Source organism: Pseudoalteromonas sp. NZS71_1 (assembly GCF_015864305.1).
GTDB lineage: Bacteria > Pseudomonadota > Gammaproteobacteria > Enterobacterales > Alteromonadaceae > Pseudoalteromonas > Pseudoalteromonas arctica.
This window is the reverse complement of the sequence record NZ_JADYXM010000008.1, coordinates 1-22,365: the sequence shown is the minus strand read 5'-3', so window position 1 is coordinate 22,365 and position 22,365 is coordinate 1. Positions and strand designations below refer to the sequence as shown.

The window sequence follows — 22,365 nt, the reverse complement described above, 5'->3', positions numbered from 1 at the left end:
TGGCGTTTAATTAATTTAGAACTTGGTTAAAGGCTGATACAAAAAACGCGCTCTCTTCTTTTGAATAAATAGAAGCAGCGCGTTTTTTATTGTCTGTAATTTGTACTTACTGTATTGCCTACCTGATTAAATAGTTAATACCCAAGCCGACAAATAAAGTAACACTTACGCTAAGTAGTGTGCCGAGCATAACGTACTCGGTAAGTTTTTTATCTTTGCTTGCACTTAAATCGCCAAACCTAAATACTGACTTTGCCGCAAGTAAAAAGCCAAGCCCTGCAAATTGGTCAAGCAATATAAAGCTCAGCATAAGTACGCGCTCAAGCATACCTATGCTTTGCCCTGCAAGTGGTAAGCTACCAGTACTTGAAAAGTTACTTGTTAAACGCTCTAACATCATTCTTATAAATACGGCGCTAGGACTTAAAATAATTAAATAACCGCATACCACCCACAGTATTTTGGGATCAGTGAGCATATTATTAATTGCTGTCATAAAGCTATTGTTATCAGTTAGCCAAATACTGAGCGCAATAATAACGAGTATGTGCGCTATTTGATCAAGTAAAAAAGGCACCACGCCTTTATTAGAATACGATTTAGCTATATCAATAAAGTAATGGCTCAACATAATGCTCGCCGTGGCAATTAAAACACTGCTTAGTTGTTGCCACCCGAATGTGTATTCCCACACGGTAATAATGAGTGCACTTGTTACACCATGCACAAGTACATGAAAATAAAGCTTACTGGCTTTAAAGTGACGGGTGTTTCTGTCGTTTACCCAACTCATAGGTTGCCAGTAAAAATCAGCGAGTAAGTGGCCAATAATAAGCGCGACAAGTAAAAGTGAAAACTCCATTATTCACCTCCTTTAATTATATTTTTTATAACGTGTTGTGTGTGCTTAATAAAGCGCTCTATAAGTTGGTAGTGCGCTAAATTTAGTAGTTTTGTTACATTTTCGCGACTTGTTTTAAGCTCTTTAGCCAGTGCCGCGTGGCTGTTGTCTGATGATGTTAAATAGACATACAGGGCATTTGCTTGTTTTTGCGTGATTTTAGTGAGTAATACGTCGGCAAAGGCTAAATTAAGATTTAAGCTTTCATCAAGCTGCTGCTCATTAATATTAAAAACAAAGCGTTGATTACCTATTTTATCAAGGCCTTGCCCCGAAAGGGTAAAAGCAGAACCGGTTGCTGTTTTTATATCGCTGCGTGGGTTATCTATTTGCCCAAGTGCCAAGCTTTGCCGTAGCTCATAACCTGACGATTTAAGGTGTAAATATACAAGTATGGCATTTTTAAAAAGGAGCTCAGGATTATTAACTTGTAACTGAAAGGCATCGCCTCGGTATATATTCCAAAGTGTTTGCTCCCCCGAAATGTTTCGCAAACTTTGCTCTAGTTGATAAAGCATGGCATCGTATTGCTGCTTAGGGATTGTTTGCGATTTAATAATATCGCCGCTGATCACACCAATCATAAAAATCTCAAAATGGTTACTTTTTAATATGTAACCAATATTGGTTACATAAGGGTATGTAACTAATTTAGGTTACTTAAATATAAATTGCAAGGTACACTTATTTTATAACGTTACTTTTATTGCTATTAATCCTCACTAGGACACTAAATGACTTTACAAAACGAGCAGCAAAGCACGAAACCACGCGTAGGTATTTTTGTTGATGTGCAAAATATTTATTACACGTGCCGCGAGAGTTACGGAAAAAACTTTGACTACAATGCGTTTTGGCGGGTAATGCAGGCGCAATACAATATTGAGTGTGCTTTTGCGTACGCTATTTATCGAGGTGATGAAAAGCAAAATCAGTTTCAAAATATTTTGCGTGCGATTGGTTTTGACGTAAAGCTAAAGCCATTTATTCAACGCCGTGATGGAAGTGCTAAAGGCGATTGGGATGTAGGTATAACAATAGACATGTTAGAGCAGGGTAAAAGCCTTGATAAGGTTATTTTGCTCTCTGGCGATGGTGACTTTGCTTTGTTACTTGGGCATTTAAAAAATCAATATAATGTACCGTGCGATGTATACGGTGCTGACCGGTTAACCGCTGAGGTATTAAAACAAAGCGCAGAGCAATTTCATTTAATTGATAATACTTTGCTACTTTAACAGTAAAAAATAGTTAAAAAAGTGCAAGCTAAGTGCCTGCAACATGAGAGATTTTAATACAAAGCCGTAATAGATGAATTAAGCCTTATATAGGCTTTTTTTATTACTGTAATCAATTGGGTTTGCTAAATGATTATGGTAATTTTAAAGCATAACGAGTTACCAAGGACTTACATGCTTCATTACAGCAACATGCCACTAGACAGAGGCTCAAACTTTCGTAAAGACCCATCGTGGCTTAAAGCGCAAATGTCGGCGCAAAGTAAATGGGTTTTAGTTAAAAATAATCAAACCCTATTTATTAAAGATACCCCTAAAGTAAGCTATTTAACGTATCAACAAGTGGCGCATTTAGATTTGACGAGTGCTATTTTTGTTGGTTTAAATAATGCTAAACATGGTGTGTTTGCATTGGATGTATCTGATCTGGATGAAAGCATACTTACGCCTTTAATAGAGGGCGCTCAGTTTTTTGATATTCGCCAATATGGGCCTCAAGTAACCATTAAATATGCCTCAATAGCCGCCCTTGCGAGAGGGTTATGTTATTGGCATGCCACGCATCGTTTTTGTGGGCGCTGTGGTAGTAAAAACCGTTCAGTGGAAGCCGGGCACTCTAGAGTGTGTGAAAACGAAAACTGTAAGCATCCTACATTCCCGCGCACCGATCCTGCGGTAATTATGGTAGTTACTAAAGTCTTTGCTGACGGAGTAGAGCGCTGTTTATTAGGTCGCCAAGCCGCGTGGCCCACTGGTATGTATTCGTCGCTTGCTGGATTTGTAGACCCAGGGGAGACACTGGAACAAGCTGTTGCGCGTGAAGTTAAAGAAGAGGCAGGTATAGAGGTTGATAACGTACGTTATGTTGCATCTCAGCCATGGCCGTTCCCATCGTCAATTATGCTTGGTTTTTTTGCAGAGGCGACATCTGAGGAAATTAACGTAGATAAAGAAGAGCTAGACGATGCAAAATGGTTTAGCCGTGAAGACTTAGAGCAATTTGGTAATTGGCACGAAGAAGGGGAGCATTTAAAGCTGCCTAGAACCGATTCTATCTCTCGTTATTTAATTGAGCATTGGCGCACAAACCCTTAAGGATTAACAATGTCGAGTAAAAGTAATAAAAACACTCAGCTGGTATCATCAGGGCGCAAAAAAGCCTATACACATGGCGTAGTAAATCCCGTTGTACAGCGTGCATCTACCATTGTATTTGATACTGTAGCAGATTTAAAAGAAGCTGCTAAAACCCGTGGCGATAAAACGTTATTTTATGGGCGCCGGGGCACAACAACACACTTTGCACTACAAGAAGCGATTACAGAACTTGAAGGCGGCGAAGGCTGTGCACTATACCCTTGTGGCGCAGCGGCGATTAGCCAAGTATTTTTATCGTTTTTAAAAACCGGTGATCATATTTTAATGGTTGATAACGTGTACGAACCAACTCGCGATTTTTGCGATAAAATTTTAGTGGGACTGGGCATTACAACAACCTACTACCCGCCAACCATTGGCGCAGGTATTAAAGACTACATTCAGCCAAATACTAAAGTGTTGTTTTTAGAATCTCCAGGTTCTATTACGATGGAAGTGCAAGATGTGCCTGCTATGGTAAAAGTAGCCAATGAGCATAGCGTAATGACCATACTTGATAATACCTACGGCAACGGTTTGCATTATCGTCCGCTAGAACACGGTGTTGATATTAGTATTCAGGCTGCAACGAAGTATATTGTCGGCCATTCAGACGTGATGATGGGGGTGGCTGTTGCTAATAAAAAGTACTGGCCAACCTTGCGCGAAAACTCGTACTTACTAGGGCAATGTACCAGTGCCGATGATGCGTATTTAGCGCTTAGAGGCCTTCGTACAATGGGTGTGCGTTTAAATCAACATGAAAAAGCAGCAATAGAAGTAGCTAAATGGCTTGAACAACATGAGCTTGTTGATCATATTCGCCACCCTGCATTTGAAACCTGCCCAGGGCATGAGTTTTTTAAACGTGACTTTGATGGCAGTAATGGGTTGTTTTCATTTGTGATGAAAACCGGTAATCAAAAAGCGATTGATGCATTTTTAGATAGCCTTGAGCATATTAAAATGGGCTTTTCGTGGGGCGGTTTTGAAAGTTTAGTAACCGCTAATTTAACTATGAAAGGGCTGCGTTCAAATACAGGTTGGGATTTAGGCCCGGTTATTCGCTTGCATATTGGTCTTGAAGATGTTGAAGATTTAATTAGCGATTTAAGCCAAGCACTTGAGGTTTATAAGCAGCATTTATAATTTATATCGCAATTTATGCTGTTACATTTAAATGTATTGTTACAAAGCTCACCATAGGTGGGCTTTTTTTTGCTGGTAATTCAAGGTGTTTACACTTAGTGTGGATAAATACACAGAGAATAAAAAGTCATTAAGGATAGTCAATGGCAACACCATTACCGATAAACGTAGGGCGATTAACGCAAATAGCGGGATTTGAGCTTGTACGTATGTTTTTAACTAAACGTGGACTTATTGCATTAGCTGCCTTTGCATTGGTGTGGCTAATAATACTACGCTACCCAATAGGGCAGGCAGTAGGCATTGTAAGTGCGCCCGATTTTGAGCAAATAGCCCGTGATATATCAGGTTCTATTGGTTTAAGTAAATTATTGGATTGGCCTGAGGCCGAATTTGCTATGTACTGGTTAATAGCCTTGTATAGCTTTCCCGTTTTTGGTTTATTTATTTGTAGCGACCAAACGGTAGGCGATAGAGAGCGCGGCACACTAAGGTTTTTATCACTGCGCTCCACTCGCTTTGAAATACTGTTTGGTCGTTTTTTAGGACAATTAGCGGTATTAGCCTGCTTAGTGGGCATTACTCTTGTGGCCACGCTCGCGGTACTAGGGTTTAGAGATCCAAGTTTACTGGCTGGTGGTTTTGCCCGTGCGCTTTCTATATTTTTAATATTAGTGATTACTCTGTGTCCATTTGTAGCACTTATGACGTTAATAAATACCTTTGCTCGCTCATCGCGTTTATCTATTGTATTGGCAATTTTATATTTTGCAGCAGGCGGTATTGTAGTTGGTATATTGCAATGGCAAATACCCGCATTAGGCTTGCTTGATTATTTATTTCCGGGTGTGCAAATAGAGTTATTAGCGGGGCAAAATTTACCATTATTAAGCGCTGTGGCTATTCCCCTTGTGCAAACAGCGGTGTTACTAAGCGTTGCTCAACGTATTTTTGCAAGGAGCTCACTATGAGACCATTAATTACAGCCAGCGGTTTGAGTAAATCGTATGGTGCAAAACTTGCGCTTAATAATGTGGACTTTGAGATTAATAAAGGTGCGCCAGTGGCGCTTGTTGGGCCAAATGGTGCGGGTAAAACCACCTTATTTAGTTTGTTGTGCGGCTATATAGCGCCAAGTAAAGGCAGCCTTGAAATATTAGGGCATAAGCCAGGGAGCGCTGCTTTATTTAATAAAGTAAGTGCATTACCACAAGATGCACAACTTGACCCTCGTTTTAATATAGATAAGCAACTCGCTTTTTATGCAAAACTGCAAGGTATGGGTGCTAAGCAAAGCCAAACTGAGGCGCTACGTGTACTTGACTTGGTTGGCTTAAAAGAGATTGCAAAGCAGCGTGCGGGGGATTTATCGCACGGTATGCGCAAGCGCGTTACGATAGCGCAAGCACTTATTGGCGCGCCACAAATTGTAATGCTTGATGAAGCAACCGCAGGGCTTGATCCGATTCATGCCAGAGAAGTACGCGAGCTAGTATCTGAATTAAGTGAACAGGCTACGTTTATTTTAAGCTCTCACGATTTAACTGAGCTTGAGCGACTATGCTCACAGGTGCTTCATTTAGATAAAGGCGTACTAAGCGAGCATCAAACAAAAACAAATAATACTGATAAACACTTTTATACATTAATGCTAAGCGAAGCTTATCAAAATGTTGAGCAACAGCTTCAAGCAATTGCAGGGGTGAGCCGAGTGTATATGAGCCAACATAAAGAATATGTTGTTGAGTATCAACCAACGAGCGATCCACTTGATATTGCACTACTGAATTTTTGTCATCAACAACACTGGCAGTACAGGCAGTTAGTTAATGGTCACACATTAGAGAATCAAATATTTAAACAGGAGAAAGTATAATGGGTTTACTTAGCGGACTTATGGGTAATGCAAGCGAAGTTGACGATTCTGATTTAGAGAAAATTCTCGCCAATACATTAATTGACGGCGAGCAAGTAGAAAAAGCATATAAAGTAGTACGTGATATGTTTATTTTTACTAATAAGCGCTTAATCTTAATTGATAAGCAAGGTATGACCGGTTCTAAAATGGAAATGGTGAGTATTGCTTACTCTAAAATTACCAAGTTTAGTAAAGAAAGTGCAGGCCATTTTGACTTAGATGCCGAGCTAAAAATATGGGTTGGCTCAGATCCAACACCAATTAGTAAAGAGTTTAAGTCTGGCGATAATATTAACGATGTTTACCGTATTATTAGCCAACACGCGCTTTAAGCTGCGGTACATGTTTTAAGTAGTTGTTGACTAGATGTTGCAACTACTTTAATTTTACAGTTTACAACACTTCCTTACAATTAACTTAATAAATACAACTGGTTAGTTAAGTTTTCATTCAGTTTCCTAACGTTAGCATGTGCCTCGACTTTAGCAATACAGCTAGAGCATAAAAAGCAATGTACATAGGGAAGTCTTACAATGAAAAAATTAGCAGTTATTATTTCGAGCATTTTATTATCTAGCACTGCGGCTGCTGCAGACAGCTATAATTCAATTAGTAACCTAAGCTATAAAAATAGCGATAACAACGACACCGTTGCTGTAGATTCTATTTACTACTTATCTCCTAAAAAAACTTTAGGTCCGTATGATCAGTTTGAATACATCAATAAACAAACTAACGTATATGGTGGCTACGCAGATGACGACTTTGGCGATTTAACATCAGTTGGTGGTGAATACTTCATTAATGAATTTGTTGTTGGCGCATCTTACGAAAACCTAGACCCAGATTCAGGTTCTAACAGTGAGCTTTATAAACTGACGGGTGGTTACTTTTTCAACCCTGATTTACTTGCAAAAGTAACACTAGTTGAAAACAAAGACGGCGATGATTACGCATTATTTGATTTAGCTTACAACTACATGCTAAACAGCACTGATTACGTAGGTGTTACACTTACATCAGACGACGATTTTGATTACCGTGCAGTAGCTGCTAAATACTTTATTGATTTACAGCAAGGTAACTACCTTACTTTTGAAGGTAAATACGAAAGCATTGATGATGCAGAAAACCAATGGGTAGCAGAAACTAACTACTACTTATCAAAAGCAACATCTGTATTTGCTAACTACAATAAGCAAGATACTTATAGCTTTGGTGCTCAACACTTCATCAATAAAAATATTGGTGTGAAGGTGGGTTACGAAAACAACGCTGATGATTCTGATAACGATGCGTACTTTGCTAACATGCGTTTTCAGTTTTAATTAAGTCCCGTACTTAGTTAATACAAAAGTAATATTAAAAAGCCCGCTAAATTTAGCGGGCTTTGTCGTTTTTAAACGTTTGAGCTTTTAACTATAAACTTTTACCAGTCATAATAACGGCCTTTATTATACTCATCTAAATAACTCCTTTAAGTTATAAATAGAGTCGCCATGAATGGCTAAATTGTTATTAAAGCTATTAAGTGCAGTCGATGATAATAGCTATAAAATAGTAAGTATTGGAGTTGTTTTTGCTAGTAAACAATGGTTATTGGAAAAAAACAGATAAAAATATGCACGGATACAAACCTATTTTTCATTATAAATACAGAAATAATGAATTAAATAGAGTAATTTTTTGAGAAATTAAAAAAATTTAGTGAGAGGAAATTATATTGATGAGGTTTATCGAATAATTAAGTTGTGTTCAATTTAGCGACAGTTTGTACCGTATTTGTTACTTTTTAAATTTAAATGATGACATGATATTGTCTTGTAAATTTGATGGATACTTTGTATTTACATTTGCATATAAATTATTACAACTCCGCTGGGTTTAATTTGACCTTTATTCAGTTTTCGTTCATTTTTTTGGCGTTAGGATGCGCCCCGACTTTGGCTAGACAGCTGAGGCATAAAAAGTAATATTTATAGGGAATTTAAAATGAAAAAATTAGCCGTTATCATTTCGAGCATTTTATTATCAAGCGCTGCAACCACTGCAATAGCCGCAGATACTTACCAATCAATCAGCCATGTAGGATATGTGGACGTAGATGGTGATGACACAGTAAGTGTTGACTCAACATATTATTTTTCTCCAAAAGCGACTTTAGGTCCTTACGATCAATTTGAATACATCAATAAGCAAACAAATGTTTATGGTGCATACAGTGATAATGATCTTGGAGATGTTACTAGCATTGGCGGTGAGTATTTTGTAGAAGATTTTGTATTAGGTGCACAGTACAATAATCTCGATAGTGATTTTGGCTCAAGCACGGATGTAATTGAACTTTCAGCGGGTTACTTCTTTAATCCAAACCTTGTATTAAAAGCAACGTTTGTTGATGTAGAAGATGCTGACAATCAGTTTGTGTTTGATTTGGCATATAACCATCAGTTAAACAGCACTGATTATATCGGCTTTACAGTAACAGCAGATGATGAGTTTGATTACCGTGCAGTAGCAGCTAAGTACTTTGTTGATTTACAGCAAGGTAACTACTTGACTGTTGAAGGTAAATTTGAAGATGTTGATGGCGGTTCAAGTAACTGGGAATTAGCATCTAACTACTATTTCAGCAAAGCAACATCGGTGTTTGTTACAGTTAATAAAAATGATGACTACACTCTTGGTGCTCAACACTTCTTCAACAACAATGTTGGTTTAGAAGCAGGTTACGGCAATAACTGGGATGATTCTGATTATGATGCTTACTTTGCAAATGTAAGCTTACAGTTCTAATTTAACAGAAAATTAGAATATGAATAAAAAGCCCGCTCATTTGAGCGGGCTTTTTGTTCAGCGCTATTTACCAGCCGCAGTTGCGGCCTTCGTTTTGTTTATCTAAATAAGTTTGTAATGGTGCAAAGTAATCGAGCATTGCTGTTGCATCCATTTGCGGCTTACCTGTTACAGTTTCAAGCGCCTCTTGCCAAGGGCGAGACGAACCCATTTCAAGCATAGCGTTTAGCTTATCCCCTGCTTCTTTTGAGTTATAAATAGAGCAGCGATGAATGGCTTTATCGTTACCGGCAATTTCACATAAGCTGCGATGAAACTCAAATTGCAAAATATGCGCTAAAAAGTAACGTGTATAAGGCGTGTTACCCGGAACGTGATACTTAGCACCCGGATCAAAATCATTTTCGCTACGTGCGATAGGAGCTTGCACTCCTTGGTATTTTTCACGTAGTTCCCACCATGCTTTATTGTAATTTTCCGGTGCTACTTCCCCTGAAAATACCTGCCAGCGCCACTGATCAACCATTAAGCTAAACGGCACAAAGGCGACTTTATCAAGTGCCATTTTCATTAATAAACCAATATCTTTAGATTCATCAGGTACTTGTTCAAGTAAGCCGATTTCTTTTAAGTAACCCGGTGTAACCGATAAGGCAATGGTGTCACCAATGGCTTCATGAAAACCATCGTTTGCACTTTCTTGATAAAATAAAGGCTGCTTGTTATATGCGCGTTGATAAAAGTTATGACCTAATTCATGGTGAATAACTGAAAACTCTTCGCCTGTGCGCTGAATACACATTTTAATGCGTAAATCGTCTTTGCTATCGATATTCCATGCCGATGCATGACACTGCACATCTCTGTCTTTTGGTTTTACAAACAGTGAACGCTCGTAAAATGTCTCTGGTAGTGCGTCAAAACCCATTGAGGTAAAAAAGTTTTCAGCCCCTTTTACCATTTTAAGTTCGTCGTAATTATTTTGAGCTAATAACTCGGTTACGTCGTAACCCGGATCGGCGTTTTCTGGTGCAACTACATCGTAAATATTACCCCATGCTTGCGCCCACATATTACCAAGCAAGTGCGCTGGTATTGGCTGATCTTGAGGTACTTTGTCGGTGCCGTACTTTTCACCTAACTTTGCGCGAACATGGCAGTGTAGCGAGTTATACAGTGGTTTAACTTGGCCCCAAATACGGTCAAGCTCAGTGGTAAAGTCATCAGCAGGCATATCGTATTTACTGCGCCACATAGCGCCCGTATCGGCATAACCAAGCTCCTTTGCACCTTCGTTGGTCAGCACTACTTGTTGCTCGTAAAGTGAGCGCATTGGTTTTGATATTTCACGCCAGCCTTGCCATAAATCAAGTAGTTCGTTGTAATCTCGGCTGGTGGCCATTTTTGAAGTCATGTCGCCAAGGCTTAAACAGGTGCCATCTTCTTTACAGTATTTACCTTTACCGTATAGCCCGCCAAGCTCTGCGACAATTTGTGAAAGTTGCGCTGTTTTATCAGCGTCTTGTGGGGCAGGAAGTGTAAGTGCTAGTTTTAGTTTATCAAGCTTACGGCGAGCATCGTAATCAAGCTCTAGTTCGTCGTATTTTGCAGCTTCATTTGCTAAACGCACGACTGTTTCGGTCATTTTACGGTTAACTTCAGCCGATAGAGCCGACGTATCATGAGTAATAAAGTTTGCGTAAATCCATTCTGCACGGCTCGATTCTAAATAAAGTGCACTTAGTTCTTTTTCTGTGTTTGTTATAAATGTATTTGCATCTTTAGCTGTTACAGCTTTTTTAGTGTGTGCTGAATCGGTAGTGTCTATCGTTACTTCTGCATCGCAGGCCGTTAAAGCAAGAGTACTTGCTACCATTAAGGCGCTCATACTTAGTTTAAATCGAAAGGGGGTCATGCTATTCCTTTAATTTATTGTTATTAAAACGTTGATAATAGCAGTGATGTTTAAAACAATAAAATGAATGCGTTAAGGCTCTCGACTCGTCGTTCAATGATTGTATTTAAATTAAGATGGGTCATAATTAAGTTACTATTTTCATTCACTGTGTAAGGAATGTGCGCATGTTAATATTTATAATATTGCTGGTCGTGGTGGTGGTTATTTTTGCAGTTAAAGATATTCGCCTAAACTTGATTAGTCGTCCTACGTTTAAAATGTTCAAAAAGGTGCTTCCGCCATTATCGCAAACAGAGCGAGAGGCGATGGAAGCAGGTGATGTTTGGTGGGATGGTGAGTTATTTAGTGGTAACCCAGACTGGCAAAAACTGCACCGCTTTCCTAAACCAGAGCTTAGCGATAAAGAAAACGCATTTATGGCTAACCAAGTAGAAACCTTATTGGCGATGCTTGATGATTATCAAATTGTACAAAAAGACAAAGACTTACCAAAAGAAGTGTGGGATTACCTAAAAACAGAAGGTTTTTTTGCGCTGATCATTCCTGAAAAATTTGGCGGTCGTGAGTTCTCGGCAATTGCTAATTCAACGATAGTGTCAAAAATTTCGACTAAAAGCTTAACAGCCGCAGTCACTGTTATGGTGCCTAATAGCTTAGGTCCGGGCGAGTTACTTCTTCACTATGGTACTAAAGAGCAGCAAGATCGTTGGCTGCCAAGTTTAGCTAATGGTACAGATGTTCCTTGTTTTGCATTAACGGGACCAGAGGCGGGCTCTGATGCTGGCAGCATTCCTGATTCGGGCGTGGTGTGTATGGGTGAGCACAATGGCGAGCAAGTAATGGGCCTGCGTTTAAATTGGTCAAAGCGTTACATTACGCTTGCACCCGTGGCTACTGTACTCGGCTTAGCATTTAAAATGTATGACCCTGATGCTTTATTAGGTGATAAGAAAGAGCTAGGCATTACATGTGCTCTAATACCAACCGATCATCCGGGTGTTGAAACGGGTGAGCGTCATTATCCGCTTAATATGGCCTTCATGAATGGTACCACTTACGGTAAAGATGTATTTATACCACTGGACTGGATCATTGGTGGGCAAGAGTGTGCAGGGCGTGGCTGGAGAATGCTTGTTGAGTGTTTAAGTGCAGGGCGTGGTATATCACTACCGGCATTAAGTGCAGCAACTGGACATTTAGCTTCAAAAATGACATCGGCATACGCCATGGTACGCCAGCAGTTTGGTGTATCTATAGGGCAGTTTGAAGGTGTGCAAGAGGCACTTGCACGTATTGGTGGTTTAACTTACACACTTGAGTCGTGCCGATTAATGACCGCAGGTGCGATTGATTTAAAATTAAGCCCGTCGGTTGTAACCGCGATTGCTAAATACCATATGACTGAAATGGGTCGTACGGTAATGAATGATGCAATGGATATTCATTCAGGTAAAGGAATTCAAGTAGGGCCTAATAACTATTTGGCACATGGCTATATGGGTATTCCAGTATCAATTACGGTTGAAGGCGCGAATATTTTAACGCGTAACTTAATGATATTTGGCCAAGGTGCAACACGCTGTCATCCATTTGTTTTAAAAGAAATGGAAGCCGCTGCAATGGAAGATGACGACGCAGCACTTGAACAATTTGATGGTTTATTAATGAACCATATAATATTTGCAGCAAGTAATGCAGGTATGGCATTTGTGCATGGCTTAACACGTAGTTATTTTGCTAAAGCGCCTGTAGGTGGTGAAACGGCTGTTTATTATAAGCAACTGAGCAGAATGAGCCGAGGCTTAGCTATTTGCACAGACGTGGCTATGTTAATGCTTGGCGGTGAGCTTAAACGAAAAGAAATGATATCGGCACGTTTGGGTGATGTATTAAGTCATTTGTACTTAGCATCAACTGTTTTAAAACGTTATGAAGACGAAGGGCGCCAACAAGCTGATTTACCATTTGTAAAATATGCTATTGAGAACTCATTATTTGAAATTGGCCAAGCGTTTAATGGCTTCTTTAAAAACTTTTCAAATCCGGTTGTTAATTTTACCCTTAAACGTATCGTATTCCCGCTTGGAAATCATTACCACAGACCAAGTGATGAAATAGCACAAAGTATTTGTGAGCGTATGACTCAACCGGGTGTATTTAGAAACCGCTTAACGCATTTATGTTATGTAGATGAAAATGCAGGTACAGGGGTCATGGAAAGCGCATTTTTAGCTATGCATGATATGCAAGCGCAGTTTAAAGATCTAAAACAATGGCAGCGTAAGGGCAGTGTACCTGCAACGCTTGATATTGAAGGTGCTATAAATTATGCGCTTGAAAATAAGTTGTTAGAGCAAACTGATGCTGATGCAATGCATCACGCTAATAAGTTACGAAAGAAAGCCATCGCAGTTGATAATTTTCAACCAGGTGAGCTGTAGCGCAGTATTTTAAATACTAGGGCGTGTTGACCTTTCGTGGTTGAATTTGCAGCAGACTGTTTGGTTTTTAGGCAAGGCAGAGCCTATGTAGTGTGGTTATTCCCCATAAATAGGCGATAACGCAGCATAAATGCCAAACATGCGCTGCCCTTTGGGTTCTTTCTAGGGACGATTAACTCTTTGTTGCTCGGTTTTTACTTAGCCCACTAGGTTACAAACCTCGCGCCGCGATTAAATCGCCCCTAGATTGAACAAATTTCAATCCACAAAGATCAACACGCCCTGCTAAAACGAAAAAGGCCTTACAAATGTAAGGCCTTTTTATGTTTAATTCATTTATTTTAACGAGCGTAAGGGTCGGCAACTATTTTATCTATGTACCATTTACCCTTTTTACGAAGCATTTTTACACTGCGCATTTCGTCAATTTTATCACCATTTAAATAGCCGGTAAAAATAAGGTTTATTTTGGCGTTATCACCGTATTGTTCACGGATGCTCATATTGGTCATATCAACTTCAATGGTTACTTCATCATATTGCATATTTACTAAGTTACGGGAAAACTGTTTTGCAGTGCCGTAGGATTTCATGATGCGCGTAAGATTGGGTGTTGCCATGGTGCTGGCTTTTTGAAGGTCTTGCTGGTTATAAAGCGCATCAAAATAAGCGGTTGCTGTATCGCCAGGAGTGTCGCCAAGTGTTTTGGTATCGTCTCCACAGGCTGATAAAAATAAACAGATAACCAAACTTAATAAACTCGTGATTTTTTTCATATTAGTTATTATTAATTAGTTTTTTTAAAGTGTGTGGTTTATCTAGGAAGATGTAAAGGTATGGGGGGCAATAAATAGAAAATTGGATAATAAATAATAAAAAAGGATGCCTAAAGCATCCTTTTAAAAATCTTAAAATTACTTATTGTACTAGCTCTTGCTCACTAAATTCTTCATCAAACATTGGGCTTGATAAGTAACGCTCAGTTGCACTAGGTAGGATAACAACAATATTTTTATCTGCGTTTTCAGGTTTTTCAGCAATTCGCTTAGCTGCAACAACCGCAGCACCTGACGAAATACCGACTAAAATACCTTCTTTTTTCATTAACTGATGCGCCATTGCAATTGCGTCTTCGTTAGATACAAGCTCGGCACCATCAATTAAGTCCATATCTAAGTTGCCAGGGATAAAGCCAGCACCAATACCTTGGATTTTATGAGGGCCAGGTTTAATTTCTTCACCGGCAAGCGTTTGGCTAATAACAGGAGAGTTAGTTGGCTCAACAGCAATAGACTTAACGTTTAAACCTTTTTCTGTTTTAAGGTAGCGGCTAACACCTGTAATAGTACCACCAGTACCTACACCTGCTACAAAAAAGTCTACTTTGCCGTCAAGCGCATCGTAAATTTCAGGGCCTGTTGTTTCAAAGTGAATTTTTGGGTTTGCAGGGTTTTCGAATTGTTGTAATAAAATATACTTATCAGGAGCTGTTGCTTGAATTTCTTTTGCTTTTTCAATTGCGCCATTCATACCTTTAGCACCGTCGGTAAGTACTAGATTTGCACCTAATGCTTTTAATAGCTTGCGACGTTCTAGGCTCATGGTGTTTGGCATAGTAAGTGTTAACTTGTAACCACGTGCTGCTGCAACAAATGCAAGTGCAATACCGGTGTTCCCCGACGTTGGTTCTATAAGTTCTTTACCTTCAACAAGCTGACCTGACTTTTCAGCTTCCCAAATCATCGATGCACCAATGCGGCATTTGATACTAAAGCTTGGATTACGAGATTCAACTTTAGCGTATACATTCCCACCTGTAACACGGTTAAGTTTTACCAGCGGTGTATTACCGATGCTTAGTGAGTTATCTTCAAAAATAGTAGACATAATGTTCCTTTGGATGCAATCTGATCAACGTGTTAATAGCCTTTGCTACTAACTATATAAACACACTTTACTGTGAGTTTAAAAAAACTAAAGTAAAGTTTGGCTATAACATATATCTATTGGGCTTATAACCAGCCGAAATAAAAATCAATTATTAACGGTGCTTTAGTTATTATAAGTGCGGGCTTAATTTGAAATTTAAAGAGTAAAAACTCGTTTAGTCAAAAAATGTTCGAAAGAGCATTGGATCAAGCTGTATTTGTTCGTTATTTGTGCATATGAATGTAACTTGAATAGTTTTATCACACAATGCGTCTAAAACATGATAAAAACACGTATCTAAATTCAATTAAGCAATCACAATGAAGTTAATCTTAAAATTAATTGCCGGTATTGTGGCCGGTATCCTAGTTGGACTATATGTACCTATAACTGGTGTTGAACTTTTATTCACAGTAAAAGAGCTGATTGGTCAAATTATCTCTTTTACCATTCCACTTATTATATTATTTTTTATTGCATCGGGTATTGCAGGCCTACCAAAAGGGTCTGGTCACTTACTTGGTAAAACAGTCGGGTTTGCTTATAGCTCTACCATTATTGCAGGTACGCTTGCATTTTTATTAGTAAGTGCTGTTATACCTTTTTTAAGTGGTGGCATTACATTTGAAGCAGAAGTTGCTACTGAAATAGGTAGTTTTATTGATTTAGAAATTCCACCTCTTATGGGGGTAATGACCGCATTAGTGACTGCTTTTGTATTTGGTATAGGCATGAGCCAACTAGAACTTGATACGCTTAAAAAGGTGTCTGATCAGGGTCGTGATGTAGTGGACGGGTTATTATCGAAAGTAATTATTCCAGCTTTACCATTTTACATTGCTGGTGTATTTGCCGAAATGACGGTGGCAGGCACTGTGGTAGATACGTTGCAAACATTTGGTGTAGTACTAATTGCAGCGCTTGTTATGCATTGGTTATGGTTAAGCGTTTTATATATAGCGACAGGTATATTGTTAAAACGTAATCCAATCGAATTAGTTAAAAATATGCTACCAGCTTACTTTACAGCATTAGGTACTATGTCAAGTGCAGCAACGATTCCAGTATCGCTTCAATCAAGTAAAGCAAATAACGTTAAAGAAGATGTAGCTAACTTTACAGTGCCACTTTGCGCGACTATTCACTTATCTGGCTCAACTATCACTATAGTAACCTGTGCAATGGCTGTTATGTTTTTATCGCCAAGCATGGAAGTTCCTTCATTAATGGGTATGCTACCGTTTATTATGATGTTAGGTGTAGTAATGATTGCAGCACCGGGTGCGCCAGGTGGTGCAGTCATGTCGGCGCTTGGTTTATTAACAAGCATGCTTGGGTTTAATGAAGGTGCTGTTGCATTAATGATTGCACTTTATTTAGCACAAGATAGCTTTGGTACTGCGTGTAATGTAACGGGTGATGGTATCATTGCGTTATGGGTTGACAGATTTAGCGAAAAATCGTCATCTTAAACTATTAGAGCGAGGCAATAATATTAATTATTGTTTCGCTTTATGTATGTTACTGTGGCAAATTAATTTAATTAAATTGCATGTTGTTAGGTAAGTGAGGATGTTCCATTGATTAATGTACTTTTAGTTGATGACCATGAACTTGTACGAACAGGAATCAAGCGTATTCTTGATGACGTACGAGGGTTTAAAGTAATTGGCGAAGCTAAAACTGGCGAAGAGGCTGTACAGTTTTGTCGTCAGCATGCGCCAAACATAGTATTAATGGATATGAATATGCCAGGCATGGGCGGATTAGAAGCGACTAAAAAGATTTGTCGTTACTGCCCAGATGTAAAAATTATTGTGCTTACTGTTAATTGTGAAGACCCGTTTCCGAGCAAGGTAATGCAAATTGGTGCACATGGCTTTTTAACTAAAGGTGCGGGCTCTGATGAAATGGTTCGTGCCATTCGTTGTGTTCATGCTGGTCAGCGTTACATTGCACCTGAAATTGCACAGCAGATAGCGCTTGCACAAGTGACAGGCCGCACAGATGAAAACCCTTTTCAGAGTTTATCTGAGCGCGAACTGCAAATTATGCTTATGATCACCAAAGGTGAAAAAGCACAAAATATAGCTGAACGCTTAAATCTAAGCTCTAAAACAGTAAATAGCTATCGTTACCGTATGTTTGAAAAGTTAAATGTAGGTGGTGATGTTGAGCTTACCCATTTAGCTATTCGTCATAAAATGATTGATATAGACGTTTCGTACTAACTATAATTTATGTCTGAATTCGATCACGTACATTTTCTCAAAACGCTATCAAGTGAGCCGGGCGTATACCGCATGCTTGATAGTGACAACCAAGTTATTTATGTTGGTAAAGCAAAGCATCTAAAAAAGCGTGTGAGCAGTTACTTTAGAAGTAACATTACCGATAGCAAAACACGCGTTTTAGTGAGTAATATTTGTAACATTGAAGTCACCCTCACCAATACTGAAACCGAAGCGCTGCTGCTTGAAAATAATCTAATAAAAAAATATCAGCCTCGGTACAACATATTATTACGCGACGATAAGTCGTACCCCTATATTTTACTCACTAGCCATAAACACCCTCGTTTAGCATTTCATCGTGGCAGTCGTAAAATTAAAGGTGAGTACTTTGGGCCTTTCCCAAGCGCAGGAGCGGTATCTGAAAGCTTGCGCTTAATGCAAAAAATATTTCCTGTTCGTCAATGTGAAGATGCTTATTACCGCGCAAGAAGTCGCCCGTGTCTGCAATATCAACTTAAACGTTGCTCAGCTCCATGTGTAAATAAAGTAACTGATGATGATTACAGTGAGCAAGTTGACTATGTTCGTAAATTTTTAACGGGTAAATCTCACGAAGTTATTGCTGATTTAATAAAAAAAATGGAAGCAGCCAGCCTGCAATTAAACTTTGAATTAGCGGCAAAAGTTCGCGACCAAATAATGCTACTTCGTAAAATGCAGGAGCAACAGTCTATTTCTGGTAACTTTGCAGAAATGGATGTTGTCGGTTTTGCGCATTTAAACGGGTTAAACGGCATTCATTTATTAATGATCCGCGATCATAAAGTACTGGGTAGTAAAACCTATTTTCCAAAAGTACCTAAAGATTCGAGTGAGCAAGAAATATTGACTTCATTTTTAGGACAGTATTATTTAGCGCCAGGAGCAACAGGGCGTATCGCAAAAGAAATCATATTACCGTTTGAAATAGAAGAGAGCGGGGCACTCGGTGAAGCACTCACACAAATAAGTGAGCGCAAAGTAACCCTTAAAGTAGTTACCCGTGGTGAGCGTGCTCAATACTTACAACTGGCCAATAAAAATGCATTAAACAGTATTGCGGTTAAACAAAGTACCCAAGACTCTATTAATAAACGTTATGCACAATTAAAAGCAACACTGCGACTTGACGATATTACCCGAATGGAGTGTTTTGATATAAGCCACACCATGGGGGAGAACACCGTTGCAAGTTGTGTTGTATTTGACTCACAAGGCCCAAATACAAAAGAGTATAGACGCTACAACGTAACAGGTATTACAGGTGGCGATGATTATGCTGCAATGGAATTTGCACTTAACAAGCGCTATAACAAGTTAGTAGACGAAGACAAAATTCCAGACGTTATCTTTATTGATGGCGGTAAGGGGCAGTTAGGACGCGCTGAGCAGTACTTTTCTAATTGGCCGCACACTAAAATGCCTTTATTAGTCGGTGTTGCAAAAGGAACGAGTCGTAAACCCGGTCTTGAAACACTATTGATTGATGGTGGACGCAAAACCATTCCGATGGATTCAGATGCGCCTGCGCTTCATTTGATTCAGCATATACGTGATGAGTCTCACCGTTTTGCTATTGCAGGGCATCGTAATAAACGACAAAAACAACGTACACAATCACTACTAGAAGAAATAAATGGAGTAGGTTCTAAGCGTCGCCAAACATTATTAAAATATTTAGGGGGCATGCAGGGTGTAAAAGCTGCTAATATAGAACAGTTAAAGAAAGTTCCTGGGATCAGCCCTGACATGGCTGAGAAGATATTTAACCATTTGCATGACAAGGGCTAGCCCTACATGCGAATATAGCAAAAAAGACATATCCAAGTAGTTATGTGGAATATTCCAAACACACTCACAACATTTAGACTTTTTCTTATCCCCGTTTTTTTGGTGATATTTTATTTGCCTTATAGCTGGGCTTTTTTTGCTGCCGCCTTTATTTTTTGGCTTGCATCGATCACCGATATATTAGACGGTTATTTGGCAAGAAAACTTGAGCAATCAACTCCTTTTGGTGCTTTTTTAGATCCTGTTGCTGACAAAGTAATGGTATGTGCTGCACTTGTAGCGTTATCTGATCAGTACCAGTCAATGTATATGACAATACCTGCTCTTATTATAATAAGCCGTGAAATTATCATATCTGCACTTCGTGAATGGATGGCAGAGCAGGGTAAGCGTGGTAATGTAGCTGTATCAAATATGGGTAAAATAAAGACGGCTGCACAAATGTTAGCCATTATCGGTTTGATTTGGCAATATGATACGTGGATGAACTATTTAAGTTTTGGACTACTGTACATTGCGACCTTTTTAACCTTGAGTTCTATGATGCAATATTTACGTGCAGCATGGGGTGAATTGACTAAAAATTAACTCTAAATGTATAATAACGCACCGTTTTAGATAAAAAACAAGCAAACAGTTCAAAACTAGCATTTTTTGTATTGACGCGTTTAATAATCTCTGTAGAATGCGTCCGTGTTGAGAGGGCATAGCCCCCGAGATAAACAAAACGGTAATTAATCAGTTACCTGAATGTTCACATAAATCATCATGTGTTGATTCAAATAACTGATAAATAAAATGCGGTACTAGCTCAGTTGGTAGAGCGCGACCTTGCCAAGGTCGAGGTCACGAGTTCGAGCCTCGTGTACCGCTCCAAGTTTATCTCAAGGTTATTACTCCAGTATTGGGGCGGAATGGCAGAGTGGCCATGCACCGGATTGCAAATCCGTTTACCTCGGTTCGACTCCGGGTTCCGCCTCCATTTCAACACTCCACACGCTTTAATTAGCAAACTCGATGCCCGAGTGGTGGAATTGGTAGACACAAGGGATTTAAAATCCCTCGACTAACAAGTCGTGCCGGTTCAAGTCCGGCCTCGGGCACCACTTTGTGGTTTAATTACATTACCAAGTGTAATTTGTAAAATAGTTAATTTAGAATTAATATGATGCGGTACTAGCTCAGTTGGTAGAGCGCGACCTTGCCAAGGTCGAGGTCACGAGTTCGAGCCTCGTGTACCGCTCCATATTAGTTTTATCCACTTGCTTTTATTAGCAAACTCGATGCCCGAGTGGTGGAATTGGTAGACACAAGGGATTTAAAATCCCTCGACTAACAAGTCGTGCCGGTTCAAGTCCGGCCTCGGGCACCACTTTAAATTATTTTACCAAGATGATTTTAAGTTGATAAAACAGTATTTTGCGGTACTAGCTCAGTTGGTAGAGCGCGACCTTGCCAAGGTCGAGGTCACGAGTTCGAGCCTCGTGTACCGCTCCAAATTATTTGGATACATTTAGGCGGAATGGCAGAGTGGCCATGCACCGGATTGCAAATCCGTTTACCTCGGTTCGACTCCGGGTTCCGCCTCCATATAATTTACTCCACACGCTTTAATTAGCAAACTCGATGCCCGAGTGGTGGAATTGGTAGACACAAGGGATTTAAAATCCCTCGACTAACAAGTCGTGCCGGTTCAAGTCCGGCCTCGGGCACCATCTATATATTAAGCGCTCTGCTTAAAAAGTATCTAATAAATCTTCCAATATCTATAAAATATCCAGTAAAAATCCTGATTTATCATTTTTATGTTTTCTATGATTTATATTATCTTGATATGCACTATTTTATGCATGGTCTACCCAATAATAGCGTTGTGTGATAGTTCATTAAGAGTTTGTATATCTATCGTATTAAAGATATATATGAGTAAGCATAATGTAATATTTCCAAACCCAATCCTATAGCGCCTCAAATAAACCAGCCATGCAATCCTTAGCGACACACAGTACGAATACACTTTGAACTGAACTAAAGCGTCATAGACTTATGATACTAACCAGTAAAGTAGGCCATTAGCTTTAAAAAATTCAAAACAGTAAAGCAATCTACACCTCGAGAGCAAATAACCTTGAAAGCAAAGTTCAAACACCTATGTGCTGGTAGCATAAAGTAATACCAATCTGCTTATATATGGGGTCTATTTAAGGTTAAGGAAATTACGCTAGATTTAGGCAAAAATTTTTGTATCTAGTGTTCTAAATAAAAATTTTTAACGACGTTATAGTGCAATTTAATTCGTTAAATTACTCAGAGATTTATGCAGGTTGGTATAGTTGTCGAATTGGTTACTAACACATGCTCATTGGAAGTTAAAAATCGCGGGTAAGAGTAAGTCTAGAGTTATGGTGAGAACTTCAAATAGGTAAACAATAAAGTGCTTATGCATAATGCAGAGCTGTGGGCATTAAGCATCTGTTTTTGTAGGTTGTCTTATCTAGGCTGATAATCAGATAATGTCTATACAGTTCTTATCGTCCGTAACAGCTTTTACTTATAAATGATCGAGTGCTATGTGTCAGGACTTTTTATTTTTAGAACTAAAAAAGCGAGCCGTAGCTCTAATGCCGTTCACTTAAGGTGGACGGCTTTTTTATTTCTAGCGTACCGCTGTGGTCTTGGGTTGACTGAACGAGGAAAACTTCGCCCCCTTCGTGGCTCTAGAATGAGGCTTTCTGCCATCGCATAAAAGTATCTTAATTGACGTGGTATGGCTCCAGGTGTTGAATAAGGTAATCCAACAAGCAACCTCATTATTTGAGCTAAACTACCATTGAAACTGAGTTGGTATGGTAAATAATCACCTTTTAATGTGTG

General features: G+C 39.2%; 18 protein-coding genes, 8 tRNA genes and 1 pseudogene. 21 read left to right on the top strand and 6 right to left on the bottom strand.

What is annotated here, in order from left to right; all coding sequences use genetic code 11:
* Positions 1–118 precede the first annotated feature (118 nt).
* Complete coding sequence (locus I6F43_RS12585; protein WP_024594122.1) at positions 119–862, bottom strand: DUF3307 domain-containing protein; 744 nt, start codon at positions 860–862, stop codon at positions 119–121.
* Positions 862–1,485, bottom strand: coding sequence for a hypothetical protein (locus I6F43_RS12580; protein WP_010555313.1), 624 nt, complete (start codon positions 1,483–1,485; stop codon positions 862–864). The genes I6F43_RS12585 and I6F43_RS12580 overlap by 1 nt, the downstream gene beginning before the upstream one ends.
* Before the next feature lie 150 nt (positions 1,486–1,635).
* On the opposite strand from I6F43_RS12580, the gene I6F43_RS12575 reads away from it, so the two are divergent.
* From I6F43_RS12575 to I6F43_RS12540, 8 genes are all read left to right on the top strand, one after another.
* Positions 1,636–2,139 (top strand): LabA-like NYN domain-containing protein, encoded by a 504-nt coding sequence (locus tag I6F43_RS12575; protein ID WP_007586991.1) that lies wholly within the window; start codon positions 1,636–1,638, stop codon positions 2,137–2,139.
* Positions 2,140–2,313: 174 nt separating this feature from the next.
* The gene (gene nudC / locus I6F43_RS12570) at positions 2,314–3,234 is read left to right on the top strand and encodes an NAD(+) diphosphatase (protein WP_197102736.1); all 921 of its coding nucleotides are present in this window, start codon (positions 2,314–2,316) and stop codon (positions 3,232–3,234) included.
* Between the two features lie 9 nt (positions 3,235–3,243).
* Positions 3,244–4,425 (top strand): cystathionine beta-lyase, encoded by a 1,182-nt coding sequence (locus I6F43_RS12565; RefSeq protein ID WP_024608065.1) that lies wholly within the window; start codon positions 3,244–3,246, stop codon positions 4,423–4,425.
* Positions 4,426–4,568: 143 nt separating this feature from the next.
* A complete protein-coding gene (locus I6F43_RS12560; RefSeq protein WP_024599820.1) occupies positions 4,569–5,396 on the top strand; it encodes an ABC transporter permease in 828 nt (275 codons plus the stop codon).
* On the top strand, positions 5,393–6,301 hold the full coding sequence (locus I6F43_RS12555) for an ABC transporter ATP-binding protein (RefSeq protein WP_007377980.1): 909 nt from the start codon (positions 5,393–5,395) through the stop codon (positions 6,299–6,301). The genes I6F43_RS12560 and I6F43_RS12555 overlap by 4 nt, the downstream gene beginning before the upstream one ends.
* The gene (locus tag I6F43_RS12550; RefSeq protein WP_007377979.1) at positions 6,301–6,675 is read left to right on the top strand and encodes a PH domain-containing protein; all 375 of its coding nucleotides are present in this window, start codon (positions 6,301–6,303) and stop codon (positions 6,673–6,675) included. Before I6F43_RS12555 ends, I6F43_RS12550 begins: the two co-directional genes overlap by 1 nt.
* A gap of 201 nt (positions 6,676–6,876) precedes the next feature.
* The gene (locus I6F43_RS12545) at positions 6,877–7,671 is read left to right on the top strand and encodes a putative porin (RefSeq protein WP_197102622.1); all 795 of its coding nucleotides are present in this window, start codon (positions 6,877–6,879) and stop codon (positions 7,669–7,671) included.
* 664 nt (positions 7,672–8,335) lie between these two features.
* Positions 8,336–9,139 (top strand): putative porin, encoded by an 804-nt coding sequence (locus I6F43_RS12540; RefSeq protein ID WP_197102620.1) that lies wholly within the window; start codon positions 8,336–8,338, stop codon positions 9,137–9,139.
* Positions 9,140–9,206: 67 nt separating this feature from the next.
* Here I6F43_RS12540 and I6F43_RS12535 read toward each other — a convergent pair whose 3' ends face one another.
* Entirely contained in the window at positions 9,207–11,054 is a 1,848-nt protein-coding gene (locus tag I6F43_RS12535) for a M2 family metallopeptidase (RefSeq protein ID WP_197102618.1), read from the bottom strand.
* 167 nt (positions 11,055–11,221) lie between these two features.
* Between I6F43_RS12535 and I6F43_RS12530 the strand changes: the two genes are divergently transcribed.
* Complete coding sequence (locus tag I6F43_RS12530; protein WP_010555304.1) at positions 11,222–13,498, top strand: acyl-CoA dehydrogenase; 2,277 nt, start codon at positions 11,222–11,224, stop codon at positions 13,496–13,498.
* 341 nt (positions 13,499–13,839) lie between these two features.
* Here I6F43_RS12530 and I6F43_RS12525 read toward each other — a convergent pair whose 3' ends face one another.
* Both I6F43_RS12525 and cysK read right to left on the bottom strand, forming a co-directional pair.
* Positions 13,840–14,274, bottom strand: a complete 435-nt coding sequence (locus I6F43_RS12525) for a hypothetical protein (protein WP_007587009.1) — start codon at positions 14,272–14,274, stop codon at positions 13,840–13,842.
* Between the two features lie 142 nt (positions 14,275–14,416).
* On the bottom strand, positions 14,417–15,385 hold the full coding sequence (gene cysK / locus I6F43_RS12520) for a cysteine synthase A (protein WP_002963138.1): 969 nt from the start codon (positions 15,383–15,385) through the stop codon (positions 14,417–14,419).
* A gap of 362 nt (positions 15,386–15,747) precedes the next feature.
* Here cysK and I6F43_RS12515 point away from each other — a divergent pair, with 362 nt between their 5' ends.
* The 12 genes from I6F43_RS12515 to I6F43_RS12460 all read left to right on the top strand — a co-directional run bounded on the left by I6F43_RS12515 (position 15,748) and on the right by I6F43_RS12460 (position 21,206).
* On the top strand, positions 15,748–16,899 hold the full coding sequence (locus I6F43_RS12515) for a dicarboxylate/amino acid:cation symporter (protein ID WP_007587010.1): 1,152 nt from the start codon (positions 15,748–15,750) through the stop codon (positions 16,897–16,899).
* 108 nt (positions 16,900–17,007) lie between these two features.
* The gene (gene uvrY, locus I6F43_RS12510) at positions 17,008–17,658 is read left to right on the top strand and encodes a UvrY/SirA/GacA family response regulator transcription factor (RefSeq protein WP_002963136.1); all 651 of its coding nucleotides are present in this window, start codon (positions 17,008–17,010) and stop codon (positions 17,656–17,658) included.
* 9 nt (positions 17,659–17,667) lie between these two features.
* Positions 17,668–19,491, top strand: a complete 1,824-nt coding sequence (gene uvrC, locus I6F43_RS12505) for an excinuclease ABC subunit UvrC (RefSeq protein WP_165726639.1) — start codon at positions 17,668–17,670, stop codon at positions 19,489–19,491.
* A gap of 42 nt (positions 19,492–19,533) precedes the next feature.
* Complete coding sequence (gene pgsA, locus I6F43_RS12500; RefSeq protein WP_032827134.1) at positions 19,534–20,079, top strand: CDP-diacylglycerol--glycerol-3-phosphate 3-phosphatidyltransferase; 546 nt, start codon at positions 19,534–19,536, stop codon at positions 20,077–20,079.
* 212 nt (positions 20,080–20,291) lie between these two features.
* A tRNA-Gly gene (locus tag I6F43_RS12495) sits at positions 20,292–20,367 on the top strand.
* 32 nt (positions 20,368–20,399) lie between these two features.
* Positions 20,400–20,473: transfer RNA gene (locus tag I6F43_RS12490), tRNA-Cys, on the top strand.
* A gap of 37 nt (positions 20,474–20,510) precedes the next feature.
* Positions 20,511–20,597, top strand: a tRNA-Leu gene (locus tag I6F43_RS12485).
* Positions 20,598–20,661: 64 nt separating this feature from the next.
* Positions 20,662–20,737 (top strand) — tRNA-Gly (locus tag I6F43_RS12480).
* 39 nt (positions 20,738–20,776) lie between these two features.
* Positions 20,777–20,863 (top strand) — tRNA-Leu (locus I6F43_RS12475).
* A gap of 49 nt (positions 20,864–20,912) precedes the next feature.
* Positions 20,913–20,988, top strand: a tRNA-Gly gene (locus I6F43_RS12470).
* A gap of 19 nt (positions 20,989–21,007) precedes the next feature.
* Positions 21,008–21,081 (top strand) — tRNA-Cys (locus tag I6F43_RS12465).
* A 38-nt stretch (positions 21,082–21,119) separates the two neighbouring features.
* Positions 21,120–21,206 (top strand) — tRNA-Leu (locus tag I6F43_RS12460).
* A 913-nt stretch (positions 21,207–22,119) separates the two neighbouring features.
* On the opposite strand, the pseudogene I6F43_RS12455 reads toward I6F43_RS12460, so the two are convergent.
* Positions 22,120–22,365 (bottom strand): annotated as a pseudogene (locus tag I6F43_RS12455) (IS4 family transposase); the annotation flags it as partial.

Coding starts and splice junctions, on each gene's coding strand:
- I6F43_RS12585 (WP_024594122.1), bottom strand. CDS start 862: ATGGAGTTTTCACTTTTACTTGTCGCGCTTATTATTGGCCACTTACTC.
- I6F43_RS12580 (WP_010555313.1), bottom strand. CDS start 1,485: ATGATTGGTGTGATCAGCGGCGATATTATTAAATCGCAAACAATCCCT.
- I6F43_RS12575 (WP_007586991.1), top strand. CDS start 1,636: ATGACTTTACAAAACGAGCAGCAAAGCACGAAACCACGCGTAGGTATT.
- nudC (WP_197102736.1), top strand. CDS start 2,314: ATGCTTCATTACAGCAACATGCCACTAGACAGAGGCTCAAACTTTCGT.
- I6F43_RS12565 (WP_024608065.1), top strand. CDS start 3,244: ATGTCGAGTAAAAGTAATAAAAACACTCAGCTGGTATCATCAGGGCGC.
- I6F43_RS12560 (WP_024599820.1), top strand. CDS start 4,569: ATGGCAACACCATTACCGATAAACGTAGGGCGATTAACGCAAATAGCG.
- I6F43_RS12555 (WP_007377980.1), top strand. CDS start 5,393: ATGAGACCATTAATTACAGCCAGCGGTTTGAGTAAATCGTATGGTGCA.
- I6F43_RS12550 (WP_007377979.1), top strand. CDS start 6,301: ATGGGTTTACTTAGCGGACTTATGGGTAATGCAAGCGAAGTTGACGAT.
- I6F43_RS12545 (WP_197102622.1), top strand. CDS start 6,877: ATGAAAAAATTAGCAGTTATTATTTCGAGCATTTTATTATCTAGCACT.
- I6F43_RS12540 (WP_197102620.1), top strand. CDS start 8,336: ATGAAAAAATTAGCCGTTATCATTTCGAGCATTTTATTATCAAGCGCT.
- I6F43_RS12535 (WP_197102618.1), bottom strand. CDS start 11,054: ATGACCCCCTTTCGATTTAAACTAAGTATGAGCGCCTTAATGGTAGCA.
- I6F43_RS12530 (WP_010555304.1), top strand. CDS start 11,222: ATGTTAATATTTATAATATTGCTGGTCGTGGTGGTGGTTATTTTTGCA.
- I6F43_RS12525 (WP_007587009.1), bottom strand. CDS start 14,274: ATGAAAAAAATCACGAGTTTATTAAGTTTGGTTATCTGTTTATTTTTA.
- cysK (WP_002963138.1), bottom strand. CDS start 15,385: ATGTCTACTATTTTTGAAGATAACTCACTAAGCATCGGTAATACACCG.
- I6F43_RS12515 (WP_007587010.1), top strand. CDS start 15,748: ATGAAGTTAATCTTAAAATTAATTGCCGGTATTGTGGCCGGTATCCTA.
- uvrC (WP_165726639.1), top strand. CDS start 17,668: ATGTCTGAATTCGATCACGTACATTTTCTCAAAACGCTATCAAGTGAG.
- pgsA (WP_032827134.1), top strand. CDS start 19,534: ATGTGGAATATTCCAAACACACTCACAACATTTAGACTTTTTCTTATC.